Source organism: Acinetobacter sp. YH16038 (genome assembly GCF_013417275.1).
GTDB lineage: Bacteria > Pseudomonadota > Gammaproteobacteria > Pseudomonadales > Moraxellaceae > Acinetobacter.
Map to the genome: position 1 here is coordinate 62317 of NZ_VPEG01000004.1, position 25356 is coordinate 87672.

Consider the following 25356-nt stretch of genomic DNA (forward strand, 5'->3'; position numbering starts at 1 on the left):
ACGGTTAATATGGCGAACGCTCCTCGGTCCACATCAAAAAGCAGCACGGCGAAGTCTTCCGACGCTGGAAGTAAACGTGCCTTGGTGATTGTGGAGTCGCCTGCAAAAGCGAAAACAATCAACAAGTATCTCGGTTCAAACTACATCGTGAAATCCTCGGTGGGTCATGTGCGTGACTTGCCGACGGGCGGCTCTGCGAAAACTGCAGAGAAAAAACCGGTGACCCGAACCAAGCTGACTGAAGCAGAAAAAGCGGAAAAATCACAGCAGGCGTTGATTAACCGGATGGGTGTCGATCCAGAACATGACTGGAAAGCCAAATATGAAGTCCTTCCGGGCAAGGAAGGCGTAGTCGCTGAACTGAAAAAACTGGCATCGCAAGTCGATGAAGTGTATCTCGCAACGGATTTGGACCGTGAAGGGGAAGCGATTGCCTGGCATTTAAAAGAAGTGATCGGCGGCGATGATTCACGCTATCAACGTGTGGTCTTTAACGAAATTACCAAAAATGCCATTCAGGAAGCGTTTAAACAGCCCTCACGTCTAGATACCAATAAGGTCAATGCCCAGCAGGCACGCCGTTTCCTGGATCGTGTCGTCGGCTTCATGATTTCGCCACTGCTATGGGAAAAAATTGCCCGTGGTCTGTCTGCGGGGCGTGTACAGTCTGTCGCTGTAAAGCTGGTCGTGGAACGCGAACGTGAAATTCGTAAGTTCATTCCTGAAGAATACTGGCAGGTTTTTGCAGATACCAAATCCAAGAAAGATGATATTCGTCTGGAAGCGGTCAAGCAAAATGGCAAGACTTTAAAGCTGCATAATAAAGCTGAAACAGATGCTTTACTGAATCTGATTAAAGACGCTGAATATAAAGTTATTAGCCGTGAAGATAAGCCGACCAAGGTGAATCCAAGCGCGCCGTATATCACGTCTACCTTGCAACAGGCCGCAAGTACCCGTCTAGGTTTCTCGGTGAAAAAAACCATGATGCTGGCGCAGCGCCTGTATGAAGCTGGTTTCATTACCTATATGCGTACTGACTCCACCTTCCTGAGTGATGATGCAGTCAATATGGTGCGTGGTCATATCGAGTCTGAATATGGCGAGAAATATCTGCCAGCCAAGCCGAACCGTTATGGTAATAAAGCTGGTGCGCAGGAAGCCCATGAGGCCATTCGTCCATCCAATGTGGCATTGAAAGGCGATAGTCTGGCTGGAGTGGAACGTGATGCACAGCGTCTGTATGACCTGATCTGGCGTCAATTTGTAGCTTGTCAGATGACACCAGCAGAATATTTATCATCGACTATTTTAGTGGATGCGAATGGTGTTGAACTGAAAGCCAAAGGTCGTACTCTGGTATTTGATGGTTTCACCAAAGTTCGTGGCCAGAACAAATCTGATGATGATGTACTGTTGCCTGCTGTGAAAGTTGGTGAAGTGCTGAAGCTGGAAAAACTAGATCCATCTCAACATTTTACCAAACCACCGGCACGTTTTACTGAAGCATCATTGGTAAAAGAGCTTGAGAAAAAAGGTATTGGTCGTCCTTCGACTTATGCTGCCATTATCTCGACCATTCAGGATCGTGGTTACGTAAAACTGGAGAACCGTCGTCTCTTTGCTGAGAAGATGGGTGAGATCGTCACCGATCGTCTGGATGAAAGCTTCAATAACCTGATGAACTATGACTTTACTGCAGACCTTGAAGGTCAGCTGGATAAAGTGGCAGATGGTGAGCGTAACTGGAAAGATCTGTTAGATAGCTTCTATGGTGACTTCAAAAAACGTCTGACCAATGCTCAGGGTGAAAACGGCATGCGCCGCAATCAGCCTGTAGAAGTTGAAGCTGTACACTGTAAAGAATGTGACCGTCCGATGCAGATCCGTACCGGTACAACAGGCGTATTCCTGGGTTGTTCGGGTTATAACTTGCCACCGAAAGAACGTTGCAAAGGTACATTGAACCTGACTCCGGTTGAATCTCTGGCAGCACTGTCTGATGATGATGCAGCAGAAACCGCTGACCTGATGTCGAAGAAACGTTGTCCAGTCTGTGGCACTGCAATGGACAGCTATGTGATTGATGGCGGCCGTAAACTGCATATCTGTGGTAATAACCCGGACTGTACAGGTTATGAGCTGGAAGAAGGCGAATTCAAGATTAAGGGTTATGATGGCCCAACCATTCCATGTGATAAATGTGATGGTGAAATGCAGCTGAAAACTGGCCGTTTTGGTCCATATTTTGCCTGTACCAGCTGTGAGAATACCCGTAAAGTCTTGAAGAATGGTCAACCTGCGCCTCCGCGCGTTGATCCGATCAAGATGGAACACCTGCGTTCAACCAAGCATGACGATTTTTTTGTTCTGCGTGATGGCGCAGCCGGTCTGTTCCTGGCAGCGAGCAAGTTCCCGAAAGTCCGTGAGACTCGTGCACCGAAGGTGGCAGAGCTGCGTACTGTGGCGGATCAGCTGGATCCAAAATATCAGTTTATTTTGCAGGCGCCAGATGTGGATCCTGAAGGGAATCCAACCTTGGTGAAATTCAGCCGTAAGAACCAGTCTCAATATATTGGTTCGGAAACCCCTGAAGGCAAGCAAACCAAATGGTCGCTGGTCTATCAGGATGGCAAATGGGTTGAGGCCTAAGCTATAAGACATCAAGAAAATGCTGACGAAAGTCGGCATTTTTTTATGATGGACTATTTTTGATCAATATAGTTCTAGGATATTCTAGGCGTTAAATAATAAAAGATTAAAGTAGGAATCATGCATGACTTGGGTAGATAAATTCCTGTTCTTAAGTATTGGATTAGGATCTATCCTCTATTTCATGCTTAAAAAGATTAATGAAATGGGTATTCCTATGGATCGGGGAATGCTGATGATTCTGGTGATTATTATGTCACTGGTTAGTTTGAGCTGTGTTTTATATCTGCGCTCTGAAGATCAAAAAACGAAACAAAAATAACATTTAAATTAACTCTCTATTGGCATGTTCATATGTGGAAAAAAATCCGAATCCTGATTTTATTGATGATTTTGTTTGTGGTGGCAGTAAATGCTTATCGAGATCAGAATCAGGACTGGAACAAACCAATCTTTGTTCTGTTGCATCCGATCAATGCAGATGGATTGGCGACCACACAGCAATATATTCAGCAATTATCTGCTCAGGATCTAAAAGGAACACAAGAATATTTGGAAAAAGCGGCCCAGCAGTACCGTGGACAGCCCACTTATTTTTATTTTAATCTGGGACGTGAACTCAAAGAATTGCCACCTAAAGTGCCGGAGCAGGCCTCCTTACTTGGCACCATTTTATGGAGTCTGAAATTCCGTTTCTATGCCTGGCAACAGCAGCAAGGTTCAGATCCTTCATCGAATGTTACTCTCTTTTTAAATTATTATGATCCTGCACACACCCAGCAGTTAAAACATTCAACGGCTCTGCAAAAAGGCCGGATTGGTTCAGTCAATCTATTTGCTTCAAGCAGACAGTCTGACCAGAATAAGATTGTCCTAGTGCATGAATTACTGCATGCCTTTGGAGCTTCAGATAAATATGATCTCGCCACAGGCCAGCCGATATATCCCGTGGGTTATGCTGATCCGAATCAGCAGCCTTTATTTCCCCAAACCAAAGCTGAGCTGATGGCGGGTCACATTCCGGTATCGCAAAGCACCAGTAAAATGCCGGAATCTTTAAATCAGACCCTGATTAATGAAATCACGGCAATTGAAATTGGCTGGAAAAAATAATTAACAAAGTGCTGAATAAACCGGCATAACTTACTATTTTTATAGATAAACTCAGTGAGTTTCTAACAAATTTCTCCATGATTTAAGAGCATAATCAAAGTTATAGCCAATGACTTGAGAAGAATATGAAGACTGTTGGAAATGATCTGGTTCGGCATCAATTGCATGAAAACCGTAAATGGTATTTAGGCCTGGGTGCCTTATTAGTGTTATTTGGAATCGTACTGTTAGCATCACTGCCTTTTGCCACCTTATCCGTAGTATTCCTGTTTGGTGTCCTGATGATGATAGGTGGAGTAGTTCATCTGATCGCCGGGATTAAAATCTTCGATGGGGCATTTCGCTGGCTCTGGCTGCTATTCGGTATCATCTATTTTATTACGGGCTATTATGCCTTTAGCACGCCAGCGAAAACTGCGATTGTACTGACCAATCTGCTTGCGATTGCTTTGCTTGTGGCGGGAATAATTCGCGTCTTGAATGCTTTTATCTTTAAAGCATTCCGCGGCTGGGGCTGGACTTTATTTTCCGGGATTTTGACTTTAGCTACAGGTATCCTGATTCTATTGTCACCGAATGCACCGTTCTGGGTTCTAGGTGCTTTTCTGGCAATCGATATTTTGTTCCAAGGGATTAACTATCTGACTTTGGCTTCCTATATCAAGCATCGTGTACCAAAAAGCTCCGCAGATCTTTAAGTAAGACCAGTATAAAAAGAGTGCAATGAGCGCTCTTTTTTATTGGCATGTTCAGCTTTGGCTGTAAGATGGGTATGCATTTCAAATTAGTATATAACCTATCACGCGGCCGATCATATTCATGAAAACCTTTGTTCTAGCTCCAGATTCTTTTAAGGAAAGTATGACTGCCGAGCAGGCTTGTCAGGCGATGCAGCGTGGTATTTTGCAGGTCTTTCCGGATGCAAATTGTATCACTGTACCAATGGCAGATGGTGGTGAGGGAACTGTAGATGCATTAATTTCAAGCCTAAAGGGTGAACGAGTAAAGTGCCAAGTCACCGGGCCATTAGCCAGTCAGTCGATCGAAACTTACTTTGGCTTGGTTGATGCTGGTCAGACCGTAGTGATTGAAATGGCCAAGGCAAACGGGATTCATCTGCTCGAAGTTGCTCGGCGTAATCCTATGCTGACTTCAACCTATGGGACGGGTGAAATGATCAAGCAAGCACTGGATCTTGGTGTAAAGAAAATCATTATTGGACTTGGTGGCAGTATCACTAATGATGGTGGTTCCGGGATGGCGCAAGCATTGGGTGTGCAGTTTTTTAATGCTACAGGTGAAGTCATGCAGGTCTGTGGCGGTAATCTCAACCAGATTGATCGAATTGATTTTTCTCGCTTAGACTCCCGGTTAAAAAATACAGAAATCCTAATCGCTTCAGATGTGAATAATCCACTCTGTGGACCGAATGGTACTTCAGTGATCTTTGGGCCGCAGAAAGGTGCAACATCGGAAATGGTGCAACAACTGGATCGAAATCTAAGACATTTTGCTGATCTGGTTGAAACAAGCTTAGATATTTCTTTTAAAAACTTTCCCGGCGCAGGGGCAGCCGGTGGGTTAGGTTTTGGGTTGATGGCGTTTGCAGGAGCAAAGCTGCAATCCGGTGTAGCGTTAATTATGGAACAAAATAGGCTAGCGGAAAAAATTGCAGATGCAGATTATGTCTTCACTGGCGAGGGCAAGATTGATCATCAGACCGCTTTAGGAAAAACCCCGTTTGGCGTAGCGCAGGTCGCCCAGCAATTGAATAAACCGGTAATTGCTTTTGCAGGTTTGGTCGGTGAGGGGATTGAGTCGCTGTATCAGGCTGGATTTAGTCAGATTGTGGGGATTAATCCACCAGATTGTTTATTGAAAGATGCCTTAAAGAATGCAGAAATCAATCTGAAAAAAGCGGTTGTTCAAGCTGTTCAAAATATTCAGGAACAGGGTGTTTGAGTAAGATGGTCATTGCCGCAAAAGCTTTATAAAAAGATAAATATATACGCGTAAGCAGATTTTACTTTTCAGGGATGAGCATCCTCAAAATATATTTTGAGTTCGCAAGGTAACAAAAATCCTTGGCTAGGTTGAGAGTATATCCCTATACCCCCAATCCAGTAGACGGCATCCATGCCGTCAACCCTATAGCTAATTAAGAATAAAAGTTCGGTCTGTTTCAGAGCAGCTCAAAGCTATAATAAGAGTGATCTGTTAAACTACACCTATCCACAAATTGATGAGTGACCATGAGTTTAGCCTCCCTGATTGATGAACTGAATCCGCAACAAAAGCAAGCTGCGACGACAGAAGCAAAGCACAGTTTGGTTTTGGCTGGGGCAGGCTGTGGCAAGACCAAAACTATCGTGGCACGTGCAGCTTATCTGATTGATCAAGGCGTACCAGCGAATCAGATTCAGATTCTGACCTTTACTCGTCGTGCGGCGAGTGAAATCGTGGCACGGGTGGAACTGGCACTCGGTGAACAGGCCAAAGGCTTACGTGCATCTACGTTTCATACCTTCTGTATGTATCTGCTGCGCCGGATTCCAAAGGCTTTTGGTCTGGAACAGTTTTCAATTATTGACCGTGATGATCAGCTGATGATGTTCCGCCTGATTCGCGGGCGTGATGACAAGAAAAATCCGAATTATCTGCCGAAGCCACAGGAACTCTGTGACCTATATTCCTTTGCGCGGAATACCCGGCAAAAACTGAGTCTGGCTTTGGAGAAACAGATGCCGGAATATCTGGCACTGAAAGACCAGATTGCCGACATCATGAAAGAATATGAAGCGCGTAAGCGTGCGCGTAGTTTTCTGGATTATGACGATATCCTCGCTGTGGTAGCGACTGCTTTGGCACAGTCCGAAGGTCTGGTGGACTATGTGGCTTCGATCTGTCGGCATATGCTGGTGGATGAAATGCAGGATACTAACCCACTGCAATGGGCATTACTCGAACCTCTCAAAGAACATATTAGCCTGTTCTGTGTTGGAGATGATGCGCAGTCAATTTATGGTTTCCGTGGTGCCGATTTTGAAAATATTCATCATTTCAAAGAGCGTGTCCCTGATGCCCAGATTTTTAAATTAGAAAAGAATTATCGTTCAACCCAGGAAATTCTGGACTTGTCCAACTGGCTGCTGGATCAATCCGAAATCAAATATGATAAGCGTCTGGATGCGCATCGCGGTGAAGGCATCAAGCCAAAGATGCATATTTTCCCGAATGAGTTTGATGAAGCGAAATGGATCGCGATTGATATTAAAGAGCGCCATTATCTGCAAGGCAGCAAATGGTCCGATCATATGGTGCTGGTACGTTCCAGTTATGCAGCGCGACATATTGAAGCAGCCTGTATCGCGGCCAATGTTCCGTATCGATTCATCGGCGGGATGAAACTGTTAGAAACTGCACATGTAAAAGATCTGCTCAGCCTGTTGCGTGTGGTGGCCAATCCGCTGGACGATATTGCCTGGATGCGTTTTTTAACGTTGTGGAATGGCGTCGGTGATGTGGGTGCCAGCAAACTGTCTCAACAACTTTTAGCTGAGCCAGAGATGGAAAAGATTGCCGACAAGCTAGAAAAATTCGGCAAGATTCCGCTAGAAACTATTCTGATCATGAAACAAATGGCGGTACTCAAAACCGAAGTACAGGCTTGTGTTGGTTTGGCGGTACAGGCGATTGAAGCACAACTGGCCGAGAACTATAAGAAAGACTGGAGCCGCCGTCAGGGGGATTTCGAATTGGTAAAACAGCTGGCTTCCAAGCATGCACAAGTGAGTGAATTTCTGGAAGAGTATGTGCTCGATCCGGTCTCTATTTCCGAAATTGAACGCCAGTCGGATACAGATGTGGTGACCCTCATTACCATTCACTCGGCCAAGGGTACGGAACAGAAAGTCTGTTATGTGGCCAATGTCACGCCGGGACAATATCCGCATGCACGGGCGCAAGGGGATTTCGATGATGTCGAGGAAGAGCGTCGTGTGCTATATGTAGCTTTGACCCGTGCACAGAATGAACTGATTCTGACCAAGCAAAACCTGAATCACTGGGCACGTGAAACGGTGGATGAGCAGGGGCGTAAAATTGAAAGCTATTTTCTCAATGATTTGACCCGCAATTTATGTGTCACAGAAACCCATTACAAAACCCGTCAACAGACTGTGAAAAGTGCTTTAATTGAGCGCCAGTCGATTAATTTAGATTTTGGGATTGATCTCGATTAAACTATCCCTTCTGGGTTTGACGCAAAAAGTAGGGTAGGCACGTGCTTTTTGATTATTTTTGCCTATCTTCTTAAGGTTATCCGATGAAAATTTTAGTTCGTAACTTGGCACGTACAGTAACAGAAGCTGAATTGCTGACCCTGTTCCAACAGTACGGTACTGTTGAATCTTGTGCGCTAGTCATGGATGCAGAAACAGGCAAGTCTAAAGGTTTTGCTTTCGTAGAAATGCCACATGGCCGTGAAGCTGTTAAAGCAATTAAAGGTTTAAATACACTGCGCCTGCATGGTCAGGGGGTTCGTGTGAAGCAAGCTGAAGAAAAGCCACAGGCTTAAATAACAGCTGATAAAAAAGAGCATGTATGATGCTCTTTTTTTTGCCTTTAAAAAGGCCTAGATTTTTACTGAAGGGTTAATATCAGCAGTCTGAAGTATCAAGATCATGCAGAATAGAGCGGCAGCGTAGACAATCTTGCATTGCGTAATACGAGCGGACGTTTTACTTTATAAGAGCCAAAATTTGTTTTAATGCTTAGGAAATCTCGATGACACGAGTTGCTCGCTATCATGCGGACCGTACCAATCAAAAACTTTATTTCGCCCGTCTGGCCTGTCAGCAGGCTGAACAGACTGATCATGTGCAGCAGGCACAAGCTTATCGTGAAGCTGCTGTATTCCATCTGCATGGGGCACTGCTGGCCTTTTTACAGGAACTGGTACGTTATTACCGTCTGAATGACCTGAACCCGACGCTGAAATCGATTGAAGAGCTCATGGCGGCTAAGGGTCAGGTGTCACCTGAAGTGACCGTATTACAGCATTTATCCAAAGATGGTTTTTTGGCTGAACTGAAACGTGCTTACCGTCTCTGCCAATATGCGCCAGAGCCAAGTTCGCCACAACCCGAAGACGAAACTTCTTCAAATCTCATCATTAAAGTCACACAGACACCACAAGCCTGGTTACCTGATACTGCTATATTACGAGAATGGCATCGTGACCTGACGCAGCTTATTGATGGTTTTCGTAATGAGATGGTTGAATTTTAATCTGATCAGCTGTACTTGAAATTGCGATTATTAACCCTATATCAATTACTCTAATGATGCAAAGTGCAATCGCTCTTTGCCACCATGTTGAACATGGAGGATATATGTCTATAGAACAGTTGAAAGATTTATTTGGTAATCAAGACGCGATTTTGGAACTCGTTCAACTTGAAGGTGGCGCGTTGGCATTACGAAATGCGGGCTCAAAAAAACAGCCATTAGTCATGATTCAGTTTAATGACGAGGTGAAAGCCCTGTTGGGTGATCAAACGCCTGTGATTGCACAACACATGATTCAGGCCGCTTTATATGGTTTGCTGGAACAGCAGGTCAATGAATGGCAAGCTGAAGTTGTGGATGTAGAGCCCAAATATATGAGCTAAATTGCCTACCCTGGCGAGCAGGAAAGCACACTTGAAGTGTGCTTTTTTGTGTTTATAAAATGAAAAAAATAGAGAATAAGAGAAAAAAATTAAGTCTATTAAACAGAAAAGTAATCTGAAATTTTATGGTTTGCCGATGTGATAAATTCCAGTCCAATCAATAAAAAAAGAAGTTGTCAATTTTGACAACTTCTTTAATGAATCAGCCTGAATAATGCGTAGGTGGATGGTTATGTGCAATCTCGATCTGGTTCAAAATATGATTGCTCATATTTCTCGCCATTTCCTCTTTGGCATAGTACACCTCGCCAATATTGTCACGGCGAATCACTTCGGCTTCTTCCTTGCTTTCCGCACATAGCAGAATCTGAATAGCAGGGTTTAGGGTCTTGGCAATATCCACGATTTTATGGATATCAATAATATCCATCGGTGAGATCACCAATAGACGTGCATGCTGAATGTGAGCCTGAATCAACACACCGGGTTCAGTTGCGACACCAGAAACTGCCGCAATGCCTTTTTTACGCAAGTTCTCTACGATCTCACGGTTTTCTTCGGCAATGACTACCTTAATATCTTGCTCCATTAGAGATAAGGTAATTCGACGACCGACTTCACCATGCCCCACAATCACCACCTGATCACGCAGATAGTCCTGCGAGACCTCATCCGGTAGCATGGCAAGTGGATCACCACTACGCTCCAATAAGCGCGCTAGAGACGAACGTTCGCGGATCCATTTTTGTACCGGTTCTACTGCTGAGAAAATAAACGAGTTCAGGGTAATCGAAATCAGGGCACCCGCTAGAATCAGGTTTTGTCCATCGAGTGACAATAGATTTAGCGATACACCAAGTGCGGCCAGAATAAAAGAGAATTCACCGATTTGTGCCAGAGATGCACCGACGGTGAGTGCCGTATTGATTGGGTAGCGGAAGAACAGCACCAGTGCCATCGCTGCGATGGTTTTACCAATCATGATAATACCGAGCACCGCCAACACATGAAGTGGCTGATCCATCAGGATACGCGGATCAAACAGCATACCGACGGACACAAAGAACAGAATCGAGAAGATTTCACGCAGCGGTAAGGTTTCTTCTTCGGCACGGTGGCTGAAGTCAGACTCTTTCACTACCATCCCGGCAAAGAACGCACCGAGTGCCATGGATACGCCAAAGACCTTATAAGCCCCAAAGGCAATCGATACGGCTGCAGCTACGACGGTTAAGGTAAATAGCTCACGTGAGCCTAAACGTGCCACCACCTGCATGATCATTGGCACTAAACGTTTACCAATAATCAGCATGAAAGCAATAAAGCCGGCTACTTTGAGCAAGGTAATGCCTAAGGTGATCCAGACATTCTGATCGCTACTACTGCCTTCCAGAGCCTGACCACCGAGCAGTACTGCAGTTGCGGGTAATAATACCAGTGCCAGAACCATAACCAGATCTTCAACCAGAAGCCAGCCGACTGCAATTTTCCCGTTAATGGATTCGAGCAGGCCACGATCACCCAGGGCTTTGAGAAGTACAACAGTACTGGCACAAGACAGGCTTAAACCAAAGATCAAGGCAGAGCCAAAATTCCAGCCCCAGAGCATGGAGACCCCGACCCCGAGCAGTGTCGCGACTGCAATCTGCAAGACTGCACCCGGCAAGGCAATACGCCTGACCTGCATCAGGTCATTCAGAGAAAAGTGCATCCCGACACCAAACATCAGGAACATGACGCCAAGTTCGGCCAGCTGGTTCGCCAGATGCACATCTCCAACCACGCCTGGGGTGTTCGGGCTAATCAGAATCCCGGCAACCAGATAACCAATCAGTGGGGGAAGGCGTAGACGTGCAGCGATATAGCCAAAAACCAGGGCCAAGCCAAAACCGACAGCTAACAGGATAATGAGCTCTACGTCATGTGGCACTAAACACTCCTTTAAAATAAATTTTATGAAATTTCAGTTTTTTATGGGAAATAAGCACAGAAAATGCCAGAAGAAACAGAAAGTTTATCAAGTCGCATAAAAAAAATGCAAAAAAAAACGACCGAGAAGGTCGCTTTTTTCAAAAAACTAAAATTATTTGATTTTAGCTTCTTTGAAGATTACGTGTTGACGGATTTTTGGATCAAATTTTTTGATTTCCATTTTTTCCGGCATAGTACGTTTGTTCTTAGTAGTGGTATAGAAATAACCTGTACCAGCTGAAGAAACTAAGCGAATCTTATCACGCATTGTCCTGACTCCTTACTTAGATCTTTTGACCTTGAGCACGAAGGTCAGCAACAACCTTTTCAATGCCCAATTTGTCGATAATACGCATACCTTTAGTGGTTAAACGAAGACGTACAAAACGTTTTTCGCTTTCTAACCAGAAACGGTGGTGGTGCAGGTTCGGCTCGAACCGGCGCTTAGTTTTGTTGTTGGCGTGTGAGACGTTGTTACCAACGACTGGACGCTTGCCGGTAACTTGGCAAACCTTAGACATGGTGTAACTCCATTGATTTAGCCAACAGCAAATCTGTATGGCCAGTCAAAAATAAACGGATTGAATTCATTCAAGGGGCGTTTTATATCAAAAATGCGCTTAAAAGACAAGCGATTTTGTCTAAAACGAAGCATGAGCCCGTGTGATAGCTCATGCCTTGATCATTTATCGAAGAAGTGTCTTCGAAATCAGCTTATGGATCGGCTTATTAAACGGAGGCAGAATGTATTTCAAGCTATACAGCTTAGGATTCGACATTACAGACCGTTCATGCGACAAACTGAAGAAGCCTTCTGGCCCATGATATTTACCCATACCGGAAGCACCGACACCACCAAATGGCAGGTCATCCTGTGCGACATGGGTTAATACAGTGTTTTGCCCGAAATGCCCTGAATGGGTACGCTGTGCGACATAGTCAGCACGCGCCTGATCAAAGTCGAAATAGTATAATGCAAGTGGACGCGGACGGCTATTAATAAAGTCGATAACGTCGTCAATTTGATCATATTCCATGATCGGCAGGAGCGGCCCAAAGATTTCATGCTGCATGATCTGCATGCTTGGCATAACATTGGTCACGATGGTCGGTGCAATTTTACGCAGGTCTGCTGGCGATTCATTACGTGGATTGATTTCAATAATCTGCGCGCCTTGCTCACGGGCATCATCCAGATAACCTTGCAAACGATTGTACTGCTTGTCATTGATAATCGAGGTGTAATCCTGATTATGGCTGATGTCCGGATACATGCTTTCGACACAGGCTTTAAAATGATCGATAAACTCGGCAGTTTTGCCACGCGGCAGGAACATATAATCCGGTGCCACGCAGGTTTGACCCGCATTCCAGAGCTTGCCCACGGCAATACGCTGAGCCACATCACGCAGGTCAATCGATGGATGCACCAGTACAGGGGATTTGCCACCCAGTTCTAGAATTACTGGTACCAAATTTTCCGCAGCTGCCGCCATCACGGTTTTACCGACAGCCGTTGAGCCGGTAAAAATCATCTTGTCAAAAGCCAGTCGGCAGAAGGCATCGGACACCGTACCGCCACCATTCACCACGGCAACCAGTTCTTTAGGAAAGGCTTCAGCTAAGGCTTTTTCCAGTACCTTGCCAAAAGCAGCCGATGAACTGGAAATCTTGATCATGGCATGGTTACCCGCAGCCAACGCACAGATCAGAGGACCAATAGATAATAATAAAGGGTAGTTCCACGGTGCGATGATGCCGATCACGCCCAGAGGTTGATACTGTACCCAGGCTTTTGCCGGCTGGTGAATAATACCGACATGACGCTTGGATGGTTTCATCCAGCTGGTCAGGTTTTTGCTGTAATATTTAATATGTTCAAGACAAGTCAGTAACTCGCCAATTTTGGTTTCCCCGATAGAGCGGTTACCATAGTCTTGATTAATTGCATCGGCAAATTGATCTTGATACTTAACTAAGATACGCTTAAGCCGAGCTAAACGATCTATACGTTCCTTTGCAGTCGGCAGTGGGTAGCGTAAGTAGGCGTATTTTTGTTGAGCCAGAATTTCATTGAGGTGCTGGCTATCAAGAAAATGTGGTGTCATTGAAGTTGTTTTTGTGTGACTGTTCATGCCGCACTACCATTATTCAAAATCGATTAATTAATTTTTAGAGCAAATACTCTAATTAGTCAAGTTACTTTGTGTGTTAGTCTACTAATGCATGAACTGAATGGTTATTTTAGGATGTCCCAAACCAAAACGTTAAAAACCAAAGAGCGTATCTTACAGCTCAGCTTGCAGTTGTTTAATGAACGTGGCGAACGATCTGTAACCACCAACCATATTGCTGCTGAACTCGGCATGAGTCCGGGTAATCTGTATTACCATTTCCGTAATAAAAATGAAATTATCAAGGAACTGATGGAGCAGTATCAGCATCAGACGCTGGAAATGCTGGCACTTCCGGAAGACCGTGCTCTGGATGCCAATGACAAGATTCATTATTTTCAGGTACTGAGCAGTCAGCTTTGGGCTTATCGTTTTCTGCACCGTGATGTATACCATCTGGTCGAAAATAACGAAGATTTCCGCAAGCTTTATCCGCGTTTTGCCGGACAGGTGATGCAGCAGGGACAAAAAATTTATAAAGCCTTCGTAAATGCCGGCCTGATGGAAATGACCGATTCAGAAATTGAAGCGCTGATCATTAACCTCTGGATCGTGCTGACCAACTGGACCAACTTCCTGTATATGTCGGGTCATATTACCGATTCCAACACTCTGGAAGAAAAATGGGTCTGGCAGGCACTGCGTCAGATGGTGTTCCTGGAAGGTGCTTATCTGCGTGGTGAAAGCCGTCAGACGTATGAAAGCTTACTTAACTCGTTCGGTTCTTCAGAGCTATTTGCCAGTCTGTCGTCGCCTAAACCGCCTGAATCTGAACAAACTATTCAGAATATCTAAGAAACGCGTTAGAATACTCGGCTTATTTTTTTAATTTAACTAATTAGTGACCTTAACCAACATGAATATGACGACTGCTAATACCGCACGTTTATTGATTACTTGTGAAGACAAGCCAGGCATCGTGCAGGCTGTTTCAAGCTTCTTGTATCATCAGGGTGCCAACATTACGGCGCTTGATCAATACGCGACAGCAGCGCAGGGCGGACGTTACTTCATGCGTGTTGAGTTTGAACTGGACAATCTGCAAAGCCGTAAAGAAAGCCTGTTGCAGACTTTTGCTGGCAATGTTGCAGAGCGCTATGGCATGCACTGGCGTCTGGCACTGGTCAGTGATGTGAAAAAGGTCGGTATTCTGGTTTCTAAAGTCGACCATGCGTTGCTTGAGCTGCTATGGCGTCATGCACGCGGCGGTCTGCCATGTGAAATTACTAAAGTGGTATCTAACCATGAGACTCTACGTGAATCAGTAGAAAACTTTGGTATTCCGTTTGAAGTGGTTCCGGTGACCAAAGAGAACAAACGTGAGGCTTATGCACAGATTGATGAACTGATGCAGGGTAACGATCTGCTGGTATTAGCCCGTTATATGCAGATTCTCGATGAAGAATTCGTAAGTAAATGGGAAATGAAAGTGATCAATATTCATCATTCATTCCTGCCAGCATTCGTGGGCGCCAATCCATACAAACAAGCTTACGACAAAGGTGTAAAACTGATCGGTGCAACTGCACACTATGTGACAGCTGATCTAGATCAGGGTCCAATCATCGAGCAGGATGTGGAGCGTGTGAATCATGACTTTACTGTTGAACAGCTGCGTGAATTGGGTCAGGATGTTGAACGTAATGTGCTGGCACGTGCAGTGAGATGGCATCTGGAAGACCGTGTGATTGTCGACGGCAATAAAACTGTCGTGTTCCAATAAGCGCTTGCATCTCGGTTTAAAAAAGGCATACTTTAAGTATGCCTTTTTTGTTTGAAACAAAAATAATGGAGAAAAGTGGGATTAGTAGTTGCAAATGAAAACACTTCTCATTTATTATTGGCGTACTTTAATTGTGCTAACCGATGAGCTTGATAGTTTGTTTCGCATCATCTCTTCGAGGTAAATAGATTTAATGAGTCAAGTTGCTGCTCCCATGACACCACCACCGTCAAATCAGATGAAAAAGAAAGTCGTTTCTATTCTGGCGGCGGTTCTGGTTGGACACGTGGGTCTCTTATGGGCAGTCAGCCAGATGGAAGCACCTGAACTGAAACAGGTCGATAAAGAACCTTTAAAGGTTCGTTTCGTCAAACTTCAGGAAGCCCCAAAACCTTTACCACCGAAGCCAAAGCCGCCAGAGCCTAAACAAGAGCCACCAAAGCCGAAAGAAGTTAAAATTGTAGAAAAACCGCTGCCACCGCCACCCAAAAAAGTAGAAAAAATTGAGCAGGTGAAAAAAGCAGAAACGCCTAAACCTGTTACTGCACCGCCAGTTGAGGCCAAACCGGCACCAAGTCCAGTGGTTCCTGCGGTTGTGACTGAAACTAAAAAAGTGGCACCTGCGCCTGTGCCGGTTGCGCCACCCGCACCTGTCGCACCGCCGACTCCACCTGCACCGCCAGCACCGAAAAGTGTTGCAATTGGCGGCGGCGTATCTTGGCAGCGTGCACCAAAAGTGTCGCTCTCGGCAGGAGAGTTAAAATCAGCCTGTTCATTGGTGGTGGATGTATCTGCAAATGAGCAGGGGAAAGTGGTCTCTGCGACCGCACGAAATTCGAGTTGTAGTCCGGCCGTTACGCGCAAAGTTGAATCAGCGGTACGTCGTGCACAACTGACCAAATATGTTGAAAATGGTGTGGCTTATCCAACCCGTGTGGAACAGCCTTTCGATTTTCAGATTACCAAATAACGGCTAACCCATTAGGAGTTCGAATATGAACTTTTCAGTTTATTGGCAACACGCTGATGCAGTCAGTAAAACACTGTATTTCGTGTTATTGGCAATGTCGATTGCGACATGGACCATTTTTGTGCTGCGTTTGATGGGCACTCGCCAACTTAAACAGATTGCCTATGCTCAATTATCTAAAGCATTAGGACAATTGAAAAATAAAATGGCTCCTTTGGCATTTGAACAGCGTAAGGCAGTAGCTGAACAGGCTTTGTTACGTCAGATCGCATTAGAAAAAGGCAATGCAGAAAAAGGTGTATCCGTCCTAGGTACCATCGCTTCAATTTCACCCTTTGTCGGTCTGTTCGGTACAGTATGGGGGATCTTCCACGCACTGGTTGCCGTGGGTAAGAGTGGTCAGGCAGGTCTGGCACAAGTAGCAACTCCAGTGGGTGAAGCGCTGATCATGACCGGTCTGGGTCTGGCTGTGGCGATTCCTGCGGTACTTGCATATAACATCTGTGTACGTGTTAACCGTACTTTAAGCAATGAACTGCAAGACCATGCGCATAGCTTATTGATTGACACCATGTTGCAACAGGATTCTTCTGCAAAGAAGGCTGATGCAAAAGTAGCACAAGACAGTTTAGTTGGAGGTCAAGCTTAATGGCTTTTCAATTGGGTGAAGACAACGATACAGGCATGAATGAGATGAATCTCATTCCCCTGATCGACATTATGTTGGTATTGATGATCATCTTTCTGGTGACAGCGACCGTTGCGAACCCATCAATTCCATTAACCTTGCCGCAAACCACTGCAGAAATTATTGACCTGCCACCGGAAAATGTCACCATCAGCATCAATGCCAAAGGTGATGTAGCATGGAACGGCGATGTGCTGACCTTGGAACAACTTGAAACCCGTTTCAATGAGGCGAGCCAGGCACAGCGTCAACCGACCATCGTATTGAAAGCAGATAAAGAATCACGTTATGACACCGTTGCTCAAGTGATGTCACGCGCGAGTGGAGCCGGACTCAGCGATATTGCCTTTGCAACTGATAACTAATTTTTTACTCTCAATGAAAAAAGCGACTGATCTCAGTCGCTTTTTTATTACCTTAATTTAAGAGGGCATTTGATCAAGCCGCATCCAGATTAATGAGTTTTGAGCAGCGTCATAAACTTATGTTGTAATTTGTTCAGCTTGGGCGGAATCGCGAAATTACAGTAGCCCTGATTCGGATTCTTGGCAAAGAAATTCTGGTGATATTCTTCAGCAGGGTAGAAAGTCGGTGCAGGGCTAAGTTCAGTCACAATATTCAATCCTTCAGCTTTCAATGAGTCTATTGTGAGCTGTGCAGTTTCTTTCTGCTCATCATTAAAATAATAAATCACAGAACGATACTGCGTGCCGACATCATTGCCCTGACGGTTTAATGTCGTTGGATCATGGGTTGCGAAAAAGACTTCGAGCAACTGACTATACGTAATCTGATTTTCATCGAAATCGATCAGGATCACTTCGGCATGATTGGTATCACCGCCGCAGACTTGCTCATAGGTCGGATTAGGATTTTGTCCACCCGCATAGCCGCTGACGACCTTCTGTACGCCCTGAAGCTGTAAAAATACTGCTTCGGTACACCAAAAGCATCCACCACCAAATAGTGCTTGTTGCATGGTTAAGTCCTCATCATTGTAGAGTGCTGATTATTGAATGTTCATATGAGTATGAAAGATATAAAGCCTGCACGACACAGGTTTTTTGTAGTCAAAACTTAGCGAGGCTGTACTGCACTTTCTAACTGAATGAGTAAATTGCCATGACGGTCCATTAATTTCAGGGTTTTACCATAGACCTGATAATGAGTCACTTTGCTCAGTGCCTCTTTAAATTTCTGATCCAGACCTGCATTATCCAGACAAGCCATTTCGGTACTCGCCATCTGGCTTAAGTTAAGGGTGTCTTTGCCGGCAGTGTAGCTGCCCATTATACGGTTACAGCCATCTGCGCCAGACACGCGTTGAGTCGCTGCATCGAATTGCAGACTTGGAATATTGCGTGTTGTCGGTGTTGTAGTAATTTCGGTATTACCAATCTGGTTCACAATCCAGGTGCGATTTTGCAGGAGCTGTAAATTATTTTCAGTTTTGACTGATGAAGTACTCGGTACGGTTTCACAACCTGATATAGCAAAGACTGAACCTAAAATCATGATTGCTGTTAATTTTTTTAGCATGAGAGAGACTCTAATTCTGAGTTAGCTATTTGTATATAAACAAAAAAATGCAATATATGCCAGTTGATTTTGTATCTTTCTTTAAGTTGGATAACTTAGAAGATTATCTGGAACTCGGCTCAGGTAGGCCCTGACGCAGGCGTTGTGAATACTCCTGACTGGAAATCTGACCGGTATCTCTAACTCGTGGATTAACGTGTGCACGCTGATACCAGGTTTGTATATCCCAGCGTTGATCTAGCGCTTTTAAATCATATAAATAATCAGGTAAATACCCAGAAGCCAGCAAGCGGTAATCTGAAGGAAGCTGTTGTTGAGATACTGCCTGAGCCATATCAAAGACCAGCGTCGTGCAGTTACTGCTCAAGGTGTTATACCATTTAGGTTCTTTGGCCAGTTCATCAGCCTTACGCAGATATTCTTTAAATAGGGCCTGAGCTTCTGCTTGCGGCATTTTTACCGGAAAAAAGTAGACCTGCTCGCCACGAATATTGCTACGCGTATATACAATATCTTTCTCATCTGAGGCGACCAAACTCAGTTCATATTTTCGGAAGAAGCCACCAATAGCAGAAAATTTCTCATCCTTTTCTTTGCGAATTTCGATCGAGAAGGCGAGCGGTTTCTGATTGGCAAAATCAAAACTGACCAGCGTATGGGCAATTTTAGGTCCCATCCAGTAAGAGGTAATAATGTTTACCCCGGTAATGTCGTTTAGATCAAAACTCCGGCTTTCCCAGCGTTCGGTATATTGACCCTCTGCTTGCCAGTCAAAATTACGGATATTGTGCAAGGTGACTTGATTGCCTTGCTGCTCATAGGAGAGCAGTCGGGAAACTTCAGGATTCCAGTCACGATCCTGACGAGGTTCTATGCTTAAATAAGCCAGTAAGCTGACCAGAAAGGCTAGCAGATAAAGCACTGTATCCACCTGGCGGGAAATCAGATGCTTGGTGAAATAAATGCCCAAGACCACACAGGCAAATAGAAGCCAGAGACCGATCAGAATGATGCTGCCAATTTTACCTAAGGGTTGTTGCACCCAGAGCATCAGGCTCAGCCAAAGACTTGAACACAGGACAAATACACTAAACAGACTCCCTAATAACCACAGGCTCCAATGCTTTTCTGAATGGTCTTGTCCTTGCATGTTCAATCTTTTATAGAAAATAGGCTTTATTTTCTGTATGTTGCGAACTCAAATGCAATACCGGTTTTGTCATCGATATGTTGTTCTGATGCAACTTTTTTGAACTCGGCTGGAATTTCCGGATAGTAGGCGTGACCTTGCACATCCAGTTCAACATGGGTCAGTTCCAGACGATCAGCGATCTCCAGAGTCTGTTTAAAGATTTCACCGCCGCCAATGATAAAAATAGCATTCGGTTTCTCTGAAGCCTGCACATCGGCCACGGCTTGAGTCAAGGCATCTTCAATCGTATACGCAACTTTAACACCTTCAAAAGACCAGTCAGGATCGCGGGTAATGACCCAGTTCACACGTTTAGGCAACGCACGGCCCATCGACTCAAGCGTTTTACGACCCATGACAATCACGCCACCCTGGGTAATTTCCTTAAAGTGCTTGAGATCTGCTGAGATATGCCAAGGCAGATCATTGTCTTTACCAATACAGCGCTGCTGATCCATTGCCACGACATGAACGACTTCTAAATCCTGAAATGCCATACCCATACTCAAAAACAGATAAAAATTATTGCTATTAAAATGCAAAATCCCACTTTAAGCAAAGTGGGATTTGAATATTTTCCGGGGCTTAACCAGAATTAAACTGCAACTGGTGCTTTAATTCCTGGATGTGATTCATAACCGACAATTTCAATATCTTCGAATTTGAAATCAAACAGGTCTTTAACTTCAGGATTCAGTTTTAACTGGCATAGGCCTAAAGGCTCACGACTGAGTTGAAGTTTGGCCTGTTCAAAATGATTGGCATATAAATGCGTATCACCGCCCGTCCAGACAAAATCGCCTACATCCAGATCACACACCTGTGCAATCATATGAGTCAATAGGGCATAGCTGGCTATATTAAATGGAACGCCAAGGAAAACGTCAGCACTGCGTTGATAAAGCTGGCAAGACAATTTGCCATTATGTACAAAGAACTGGAACAGGGTATGGCAAGGCGGTAAAGCCACCTGACTCGCTTCATTCGGATTCCAGCCAGACACAATCAGACGGCGTGAATTTGGATTGGTCTTGATCTCATTGATCAGCCATTTGATCTGGTCAAAACCATCCTGATTGTAGCTGCCATCTGCATTTTGAGTGGCACCAAAATTACGCCATTGATGGCCATAGACTGGACCAAGTTCACCTTCTGGACGACCAAAGCGTGCGGTCTGTTCCGCAGTGGCCCATTCATCCCAGATGGTCACTTTATTATCCTGAAGATACTTTACATGGGTATCACCTTTCAGGAACCACAGCAGTTCAATCACGATCGAACGGAAATGAACTTTTTTAGTGGTAAGTAAAGGGAAGCCCTTGGAAAGATCAAAGCGCATCTGATGACCAAATACCGAGCGTGTACCTGTGCCGGTACGGTCGCCTTTATCGCCGCCGTTGTCGAGGATATGTTGTAAAAGGTCAAGATATTGGCGCATAGGTCTCTCTTAAAATCTGTTGCAAATTGCTTTTCTTTGAATTGGGCAATTTAAAATTGCGCTCATCATAACATTTTTTTGAGCACTTCCGCATAGCAGTGAAAATGATTAAACATGAGAGAAAAGGGCATAAAAAAGCACCCATGATGGATGCTTTTTTATTATCTTTTTTTAAGCTGTTGGCTTACCGGTGTGTACCGTATGGATCAGATCGGACAGGTCATAACCCAGAGATTCAGCATAAGCTAGATATTCTTGTTTGGTTGCTTCATCCAATGTCGGCTTACGATGCAGGAGCCATAGATATTTCATATTGGGCTCACCGACCAATGCAGTTTCATACTTGTCATCCAGTTTGAGAATCCAGTAATCCCCTTTGGTAAAAGGTACCCAGCGCAAACCTTCAGGCAAGAAACTGACTTCCAGTTTGCCATGTTCTGCATCCACAATAGTAGCTTCCCCAATGGATTCATCCAGTTTGCCCGCGCCATCCAGGCAACGGTTCTGGACGCGGACTGTACCATTTTCATTCAGGCTGTAAACTGCGGAAATATCCGTACTGTCTTCAGGTTGGTGTTTCATGGGCAGACGGGCAATTTCGTACCAGATCCCTAAATATTGTTCTAAATTGAAATTTGAAATAGTCTTTACATCATGACTCATATTTTTTCTTCCTCATCATCTCAATTTAAATTTACTAAATCAGTCTAATACGAGAGTTGCGGGCCAGAATGATGTAATCCTGTAGTGAAATGTTGACTTTATTATCGTGAGTAAAATTACAGATTTAGTCAGAAAGGCGCTCAAATATTGATTTAGAAATAGTCTGAGCAGGATCGGTAATAAATTTGAAAAGTAGTGAATTTATAACTTTTTTGTGAAAATTGTAAATTTTATAAATCTAAAAGAAATAACAAGTTAAGTAAAATTAAATAAATATGGAAAAATATATTTACATTTTTAACGTGAAAAGTAACATTTAACCGTCTAGTATTCACCGCGTGTTGAAGATTTGAAAGCCAAACTTACAGGCGAGGAGTACTTGGTCCAATATGATTTATGATCATCAAGTGAATATGAGCGAAGTGCATGCTCCTGTTCAAGCGAACGTCATAATTCGTTCCCAATCGGGACAAAATTCCAAACGTCAGCCTCAGCGCTATACCTCTGCGTCAGCTCGTAACAAAAACTCTGAATCTCGCAAGACTTTCAGGGCAATGAACGGCCAGCGTTTCGATATTGAAAAATTCACCAGCTACCTGCAAGGCATTACCCGCAGCACCAGTACACAGAAATGTGCACGCAGTATTCGTGTTGGTTTGCAGTCTTCAGGCGCAAAAATTGTGAATCATCCTGTTGCCGCAGCGGACTGGGGCAATACCTTACAGCAGTTAGGCTATCGAAAAATCAACCTGTCTTTTGACCGTCCGAAAAAAGGTGATATTTATATTATCGACCGGACTTCACAGCATCAGTATGGTCATATTGCAGCATATTCTGGTTCGGCCTGGGTTTCTGATTTTAAACAGAATGGCTATGCGGTCTATCGTAATTCCGATGTGAAATACACGTATTACCGTCTGGATTCGTATCTTTAAGCTAGAAATTGAAAGTTCCAGAAATTAAAAATGAAAGTCGCGAAATGGTTCAATCTTCGAAGCGTTTCGCACGTTTATTATAAATCGACACAATAAACAGTCCAATCGCCACAAAACCCAAGCATTGTAGACCTAGTGCTATAGTTTCCCAGATCTCACCCGTTTTGGGTAAATAACCGATCAGGCTAATTACTGCCACAATCGGAATCGCCATCGTTAAAGCACGAAAACCTTCGGCATAAGGATTTTCAGGAGCAAGCTTTAATCTGAATTCACGCAAGACGTGCATCAGCATTCCAATCGCCAGACTGATTCCAACAAATATCGAACCCAGTTTCGTTACAGTCGATGCTATGTAAATTACGATACATACCGCAATAATAATGATGAGCTTGAGCTGACGATTGCAGTGTTCGGAGTACCAGAACTCAAGCATGTGGGGAACCTGAATCCGACTTGTTCTGATTAAGCAAAGACAGAGGCGAAAACAGGCAGATCGCCAAAGCCATAAAGGCAATTCCCTGAGCGCCCGGTAGCAGAATTTCACCCTGTTTCATGTTCATAAAAATCAGGCTGATTAATAAGGCAATTGGAATCCAGGTCAGGACACGATAGAACAGGCCAGTCGGATTTTTTGCTGCGAAATGAATTTTGCAGTAACGACAAATCAGGAAAATAATTCCAGTACCAGCAAACATCAGGATGGCATCTAAAGGCAAAGGTTCCATCCAGTACAGACCTACGGCAATTGCAGCAATCACAACAAAGAACAGCAGTTTTTTCAGGAGCGACACCTGCGGATTGAACCAGAACTCAAGCATGATGATGTATGAACAGAAAAGATAAAAAGCACTTTAGCATATTTTAAATATAAAAAAGCGAGGCAGAGGCCTCGCAATATTTAGGAAAATTATCCGTTATTTTTCTGTGGACCCCAGTCATAAACTTTCTTCTGATAGGCATACCAAAGCATCCACAGACCAACCAGGATCATTGGCAGGCTCAGGAATTGTCCTTTACTCATCCAGCCAATAAATAGCTGACCATTATCCGGTTCACGGAAGAACTCGACGATAAAACGGGCTAGACCATAGCCGGTCAGGAATACCGCAGAAACTGCCATACGTGGACGTGGCTTGCTACTAAACCACCACAGTACGATAAACAGAATCAAGCCTTCACAGAGCGCCTGATACAGTTGTGAGGGATGACGTACCAGCTGCAGCGGATCGGTTGGGAAAATCATGCCTAAAGCAAAGTTTGGATCAGTCACCTGACGGCCATAAAGCTCTCCGCCAATAAAGTTACCGATCCGGCCAAACATCAGACCTGTCGGAACGCAGGGTGCAATAAAGTCCAGCGTCTGGAACCAGGCCATTTTGTATTTCTTGCACCACCATAACATCGCTACGATTACGCCGAGGAAGCCGCCGTGGAAACTCATGCCACCGGTCCAGATCTGGAACAGCCAGAGTGGATTTTCCAAAAACTGAGAAAAACCGTAGAATAAAACGTAACCGACCCGGCCGCCGATGATCACACCCAAAGCCCCAAAGAAAATCAGATCCGAGACCATATCTGGTGTCCAGCCGCGTTGTTTAGCGCGATAAGTCGCCAGTCCCCAGGCAAATAAAAAAGCCAAGAGATACATCAGTCCATACCAGTGGACTTGCAAAGGCCCGAGCGAAATTGCAACGGGATCTATGTTTGGATAGGTGAGCATTCCTGTTCCTTGTGATTCTGTTTTGCACAGATTTTAGCTGAAAGCGAAGAAAATTGTTGTACATTCAATGTGTAAAGATCGAGAGCATCAATTATGTGTATTGTGGCACTGGCTTGGCGAGTTCTGGATGAAACGCCTTTATGTCTGATTTCAAATCGTGATGAGTTCTATCAACGTCCAACACAGGCATTATATGAATGGGAGAACAGTCCGATTATTGCCGGGCAGGATCTGCAGTCTGGTGGTACCTGGATGGGTATAACTGCTTCAGGACGATGGGCAGTGATTACCAATTTCAGGGATGGTAATGACAAGAATAACTACCCAACTTCACGTGGACATATCATTCAGCATTTTCTGGAATCTGAATTGAAACCTATCCGGTTTGCTCAAGAGTTGGAAAAACGTCAATGTGATTATGCGGGCTTTAACCTGTTTGTCGGTGATCGTGATCAAGCCGTCTATATGAGTAATCGTGGTGAGGCGCCACAAGTACTGGCACATGGGGTATATGTAGTCTCAAATGGCCTAATGAGCGAAGACTGGCAAAAGACCAGGCATTTGCGCAAGCGCTTTACTCAGGAGCTTCTGCCGATGCTTCAACAGAACAACATTCCACAAGCGGATATATATCATGCTGCCTGGGATATTCTGGAAGATGAGCGTAAAGTGATTCCTGAACTGTTACCTGAAACAGGGATTTCGGTGGAAATGGAACATCTGCTGTCTTCGACATTTATTCAAAGCCCAGCCTATGGCACCCGCTGTTCTAATTTTTTGAGAATGACCAATGATAAATGGTGCTGGCTAGAAAAATCACAGCAGGGTGAAAATGTAGGACAGGTGATTGAAAAAATTATTCCATTGGACAAAAAACAAGGCTGACATAGGTCAGCCTTGTTT

General features: G+C 44.4%; 29 protein-coding genes. 16 read left to right on the top strand and 13 right to left on the bottom strand.

What is annotated here, in order from left to right:
- The first annotated feature begins 9 nt into the window (after positions 1-9).
- The 9 genes from topA to FTV34_RS01805 all read left to right on the top strand — a co-directional run bounded on the left by topA (position 10) and on the right by FTV34_RS01805 (position 9437).
- The gene (topA, locus tag FTV34_RS01765; protein ID WP_005232311.1) at positions 10-2652 is read left to right on the top strand and encodes a type I DNA topoisomerase; all 2643 of its coding nucleotides are present in this window, start codon (positions 10-12) and stop codon (positions 2650-2652) included.
- A 124-nt stretch (positions 2653-2776) separates the two neighbouring features.
- Positions 2777-2974: a hypothetical protein gene (locus FTV34_RS01770; RefSeq protein ID WP_180068598.1), complete on the top strand. Its 198-nt coding sequence runs from the start codon at positions 2777-2779 to the stop codon at positions 2972-2974.
- 32 nt (positions 2975-3006) lie between these two features.
- Positions 3007-3765 carry a hypothetical protein gene (locus FTV34_RS01775; protein ID WP_180068600.1) on the top strand — a complete coding sequence of 253 codons (759 nt, stop codon included), beginning with the start codon at positions 3007-3009 and terminating at the stop codon, positions 3763-3765.
- A gap of 125 nt (positions 3766-3890) precedes the next feature.
- Positions 3891-4463, top strand: coding sequence for an HdeD family acid-resistance protein (locus tag FTV34_RS01780; RefSeq protein ID WP_180068602.1), 573 nt, complete (start codon positions 3891-3893; stop codon positions 4461-4463).
- A 121-nt stretch (positions 4464-4584) separates the two neighbouring features.
- On the top strand, positions 4585-5727 hold the full coding sequence (locus FTV34_RS01785) for a glycerate kinase (protein ID WP_180068604.1): 1143 nt from the start codon (positions 4585-4587) through the stop codon (positions 5725-5727).
- Positions 5728-6017: 290 nt separating this feature from the next.
- The gene (locus FTV34_RS01790) at positions 6018-8006 is read left to right on the top strand and encodes an ATP-dependent helicase (RefSeq protein WP_180068606.1); all 1989 of its coding nucleotides are present in this window, start codon (positions 6018-6020) and stop codon (positions 8004-8006) included.
- 83 nt (positions 8007-8089) lie between these two features.
- Entirely contained in the window at positions 8090-8341 is a 252-nt protein-coding gene (locus FTV34_RS01795; RefSeq protein WP_180068608.1) for an RNA-binding protein, read from the top strand.
- Positions 8342-8550: 209 nt separating this feature from the next.
- Positions 8551-9054 carry a DUF6586 family protein gene (locus tag FTV34_RS01800; protein WP_180012678.1) on the top strand — a complete coding sequence of 168 codons (504 nt, stop codon included), beginning with the start codon at positions 8551-8553 and terminating at the stop codon, positions 9052-9054.
- Positions 9055-9158: 104 nt separating this feature from the next.
- Entirely contained in the window at positions 9159-9437 is a 279-nt protein-coding gene (locus tag FTV34_RS01805; protein WP_180068610.1) for a hypothetical protein, read from the top strand.
- A 202-nt stretch (positions 9438-9639) separates the two neighbouring features.
- Here the strand turns inward: FTV34_RS01805 and FTV34_RS01810 are convergent, their stop codons facing one another.
- From FTV34_RS01810 to FTV34_RS01825, 4 genes are all read right to left on the bottom strand, one after another.
- Positions 9640-11367 (bottom strand): cation:proton antiporter, encoded by a 1728-nt coding sequence (locus FTV34_RS01810; protein ID WP_159123619.1) that lies wholly within the window; start codon positions 11365-11367, stop codon positions 9640-9642.
- Positions 11368-11520: 153 nt separating this feature from the next.
- Positions 11521-11676, bottom strand: a complete 156-nt coding sequence (rpmG, locus tag FTV34_RS01815; protein ID WP_001205031.1) for a 50S ribosomal protein L33 — start codon at positions 11674-11676, stop codon at positions 11521-11523.
- A gap of 16 nt (positions 11677-11692) precedes the next feature.
- Positions 11693-11929 (bottom strand): 50S ribosomal protein L28, encoded by a 237-nt coding sequence (rpmB, locus tag FTV34_RS01820; protein ID WP_000048256.1) that lies wholly within the window; start codon positions 11927-11929, stop codon positions 11693-11695.
- A gap of 165 nt (positions 11930-12094) precedes the next feature.
- On the bottom strand, positions 12095-13543 hold the full coding sequence (locus tag FTV34_RS01825; RefSeq protein ID WP_180068612.1) for a coniferyl aldehyde dehydrogenase: 1449 nt from the start codon (positions 13541-13543) through the stop codon (positions 12095-12097).
- Between the two features lie 114 nt (positions 13544-13657).
- Here FTV34_RS01825 and FTV34_RS01830 point away from each other — a divergent pair, with 114 nt between their 5' ends.
- The 5 genes from FTV34_RS01830 (at position 13658) to FTV34_RS01850 (ending at position 17328) form a co-directional block, all read left to right on the top strand.
- Entirely contained in the window at positions 13658-14377 is a 720-nt protein-coding gene (locus tag FTV34_RS01830; RefSeq protein ID WP_034580311.1) for a TetR/AcrR family transcriptional regulator, read from the top strand.
- A 61-nt stretch (positions 14378-14438) separates the two neighbouring features.
- A complete protein-coding gene (purU, locus tag FTV34_RS01835; RefSeq protein ID WP_004781900.1) occupies positions 14439-15305 on the top strand; it encodes a formyltetrahydrofolate deformylase in 867 nt (288 codons plus the stop codon).
- A gap of 193 nt (positions 15306-15498) precedes the next feature.
- Positions 15499-16275 carry a TonB-dependent receptor gene (locus tag FTV34_RS01840; RefSeq protein ID WP_180068614.1) on the top strand — a complete coding sequence of 259 codons (777 nt, stop codon included), beginning with the start codon at positions 15499-15501 and terminating at the stop codon, positions 16273-16275.
- Positions 16276-16300: 25 nt separating this feature from the next.
- Entirely contained in the window at positions 16301-16924 is a 624-nt protein-coding gene (locus tag FTV34_RS01845; protein WP_180012675.1) for a MotA/TolQ/ExbB proton channel family protein, read from the top strand.
- Positions 16924-17328: a biopolymer transporter ExbD gene (locus FTV34_RS01850; protein WP_159123616.1), complete on the top strand. Its 405-nt coding sequence runs from the start codon at positions 16924-16926 to the stop codon at positions 17326-17328. The genes FTV34_RS01845 and FTV34_RS01850 overlap by 1 nt, the downstream gene beginning before the upstream one ends.
- Before the next feature lie 89 nt (positions 17329-17417).
- On the opposite strand, the gene msrA is transcribed toward FTV34_RS01850, so the two are convergent.
- The 6 genes from msrA to FTV34_RS01880 form a co-directional block, all read right to left on the bottom strand.
- Positions 17418-17942, bottom strand: coding sequence for a peptide-methionine (S)-S-oxide reductase MsrA (gene msrA / locus FTV34_RS01855; RefSeq protein WP_004781907.1), 525 nt, complete (start codon positions 17940-17942; stop codon positions 17418-17420).
- 98 nt (positions 17943-18040) lie between these two features.
- On the bottom strand, positions 18041-18502 hold the full coding sequence (locus tag FTV34_RS01860) for an META domain-containing protein (protein ID WP_004781908.1): 462 nt from the start codon (positions 18500-18502) through the stop codon (positions 18041-18043).
- A gap of 103 nt (positions 18503-18605) precedes the next feature.
- Positions 18606-19652 (bottom strand): DUF4105 domain-containing protein, encoded by a 1047-nt coding sequence (locus FTV34_RS01865; RefSeq protein WP_004781909.1) that lies wholly within the window; start codon positions 19650-19652, stop codon positions 18606-18608.
- Between the two features lie 26 nt (positions 19653-19678).
- Entirely contained in the window at positions 19679-20191 is a 513-nt protein-coding gene (gene dfrA40, locus FTV34_RS01870) for a trimethoprim-resistant dihydrofolate reductase DfrA40 (RefSeq protein ID WP_180068617.1), read from the bottom strand.
- Between the two features lie 98 nt (positions 20192-20289).
- Positions 20290-21132 (bottom strand): thymidylate synthase, encoded by an 843-nt coding sequence (thyA, locus tag FTV34_RS01875; protein ID WP_034169878.1) that lies wholly within the window; start codon positions 21130-21132, stop codon positions 20290-20292.
- A 171-nt stretch (positions 21133-21303) separates the two neighbouring features.
- Entirely contained in the window at positions 21304-21795 is a 492-nt protein-coding gene (locus FTV34_RS01880; protein WP_180002393.1) for a lipocalin family protein, read from the bottom strand.
- A 389-nt stretch (positions 21796-22184) separates the two neighbouring features.
- Here FTV34_RS01880 and FTV34_RS01885 point away from each other — a divergent pair, with 389 nt between their 5' ends.
- Positions 22185-22730 carry a CHAP domain-containing protein gene (locus FTV34_RS01885; protein ID WP_180068619.1) on the top strand — a complete coding sequence of 182 codons (546 nt, stop codon included), beginning with the start codon at positions 22185-22187 and terminating at the stop codon, positions 22728-22730.
- Between the two features lie 49 nt (positions 22731-22779).
- On the opposite strand, the gene FTV34_RS01890 is transcribed toward FTV34_RS01885, so the two are convergent.
- From FTV34_RS01890 to lgt, 3 genes are all read right to left on the bottom strand, one after another.
- Positions 22780-23166 (bottom strand): hypothetical protein, encoded by a 387-nt coding sequence (locus FTV34_RS01890; RefSeq protein ID WP_180068620.1) that lies wholly within the window; start codon positions 23164-23166, stop codon positions 22780-22782.
- Entirely contained in the window at positions 23159-23551 is a 393-nt protein-coding gene (locus FTV34_RS01895) for a hypothetical protein (protein WP_159123610.1), read from the bottom strand. Before FTV34_RS01895 ends, FTV34_RS01890 begins: the two co-directional genes overlap by 8 nt.
- A gap of 89 nt (positions 23552-23640) precedes the next feature.
- On the bottom strand, positions 23641-24453 hold the full coding sequence (lgt, locus tag FTV34_RS01900; RefSeq protein ID WP_034704387.1) for a prolipoprotein diacylglyceryl transferase: 813 nt from the start codon (positions 24451-24453) through the stop codon (positions 23641-23643).
- 93 nt (positions 24454-24546) lie between these two features.
- On the opposite strand from lgt, the gene FTV34_RS01905 reads away from it, so the two are divergent.
- Positions 24547-25338 carry an NRDE family protein gene (locus FTV34_RS01905; protein ID WP_180068623.1) on the top strand — a complete coding sequence of 264 codons (792 nt, stop codon included), beginning with the start codon at positions 24547-24549 and terminating at the stop codon, positions 25336-25338.
- Positions 25339-25356: the final 18 nt, after the last annotated feature.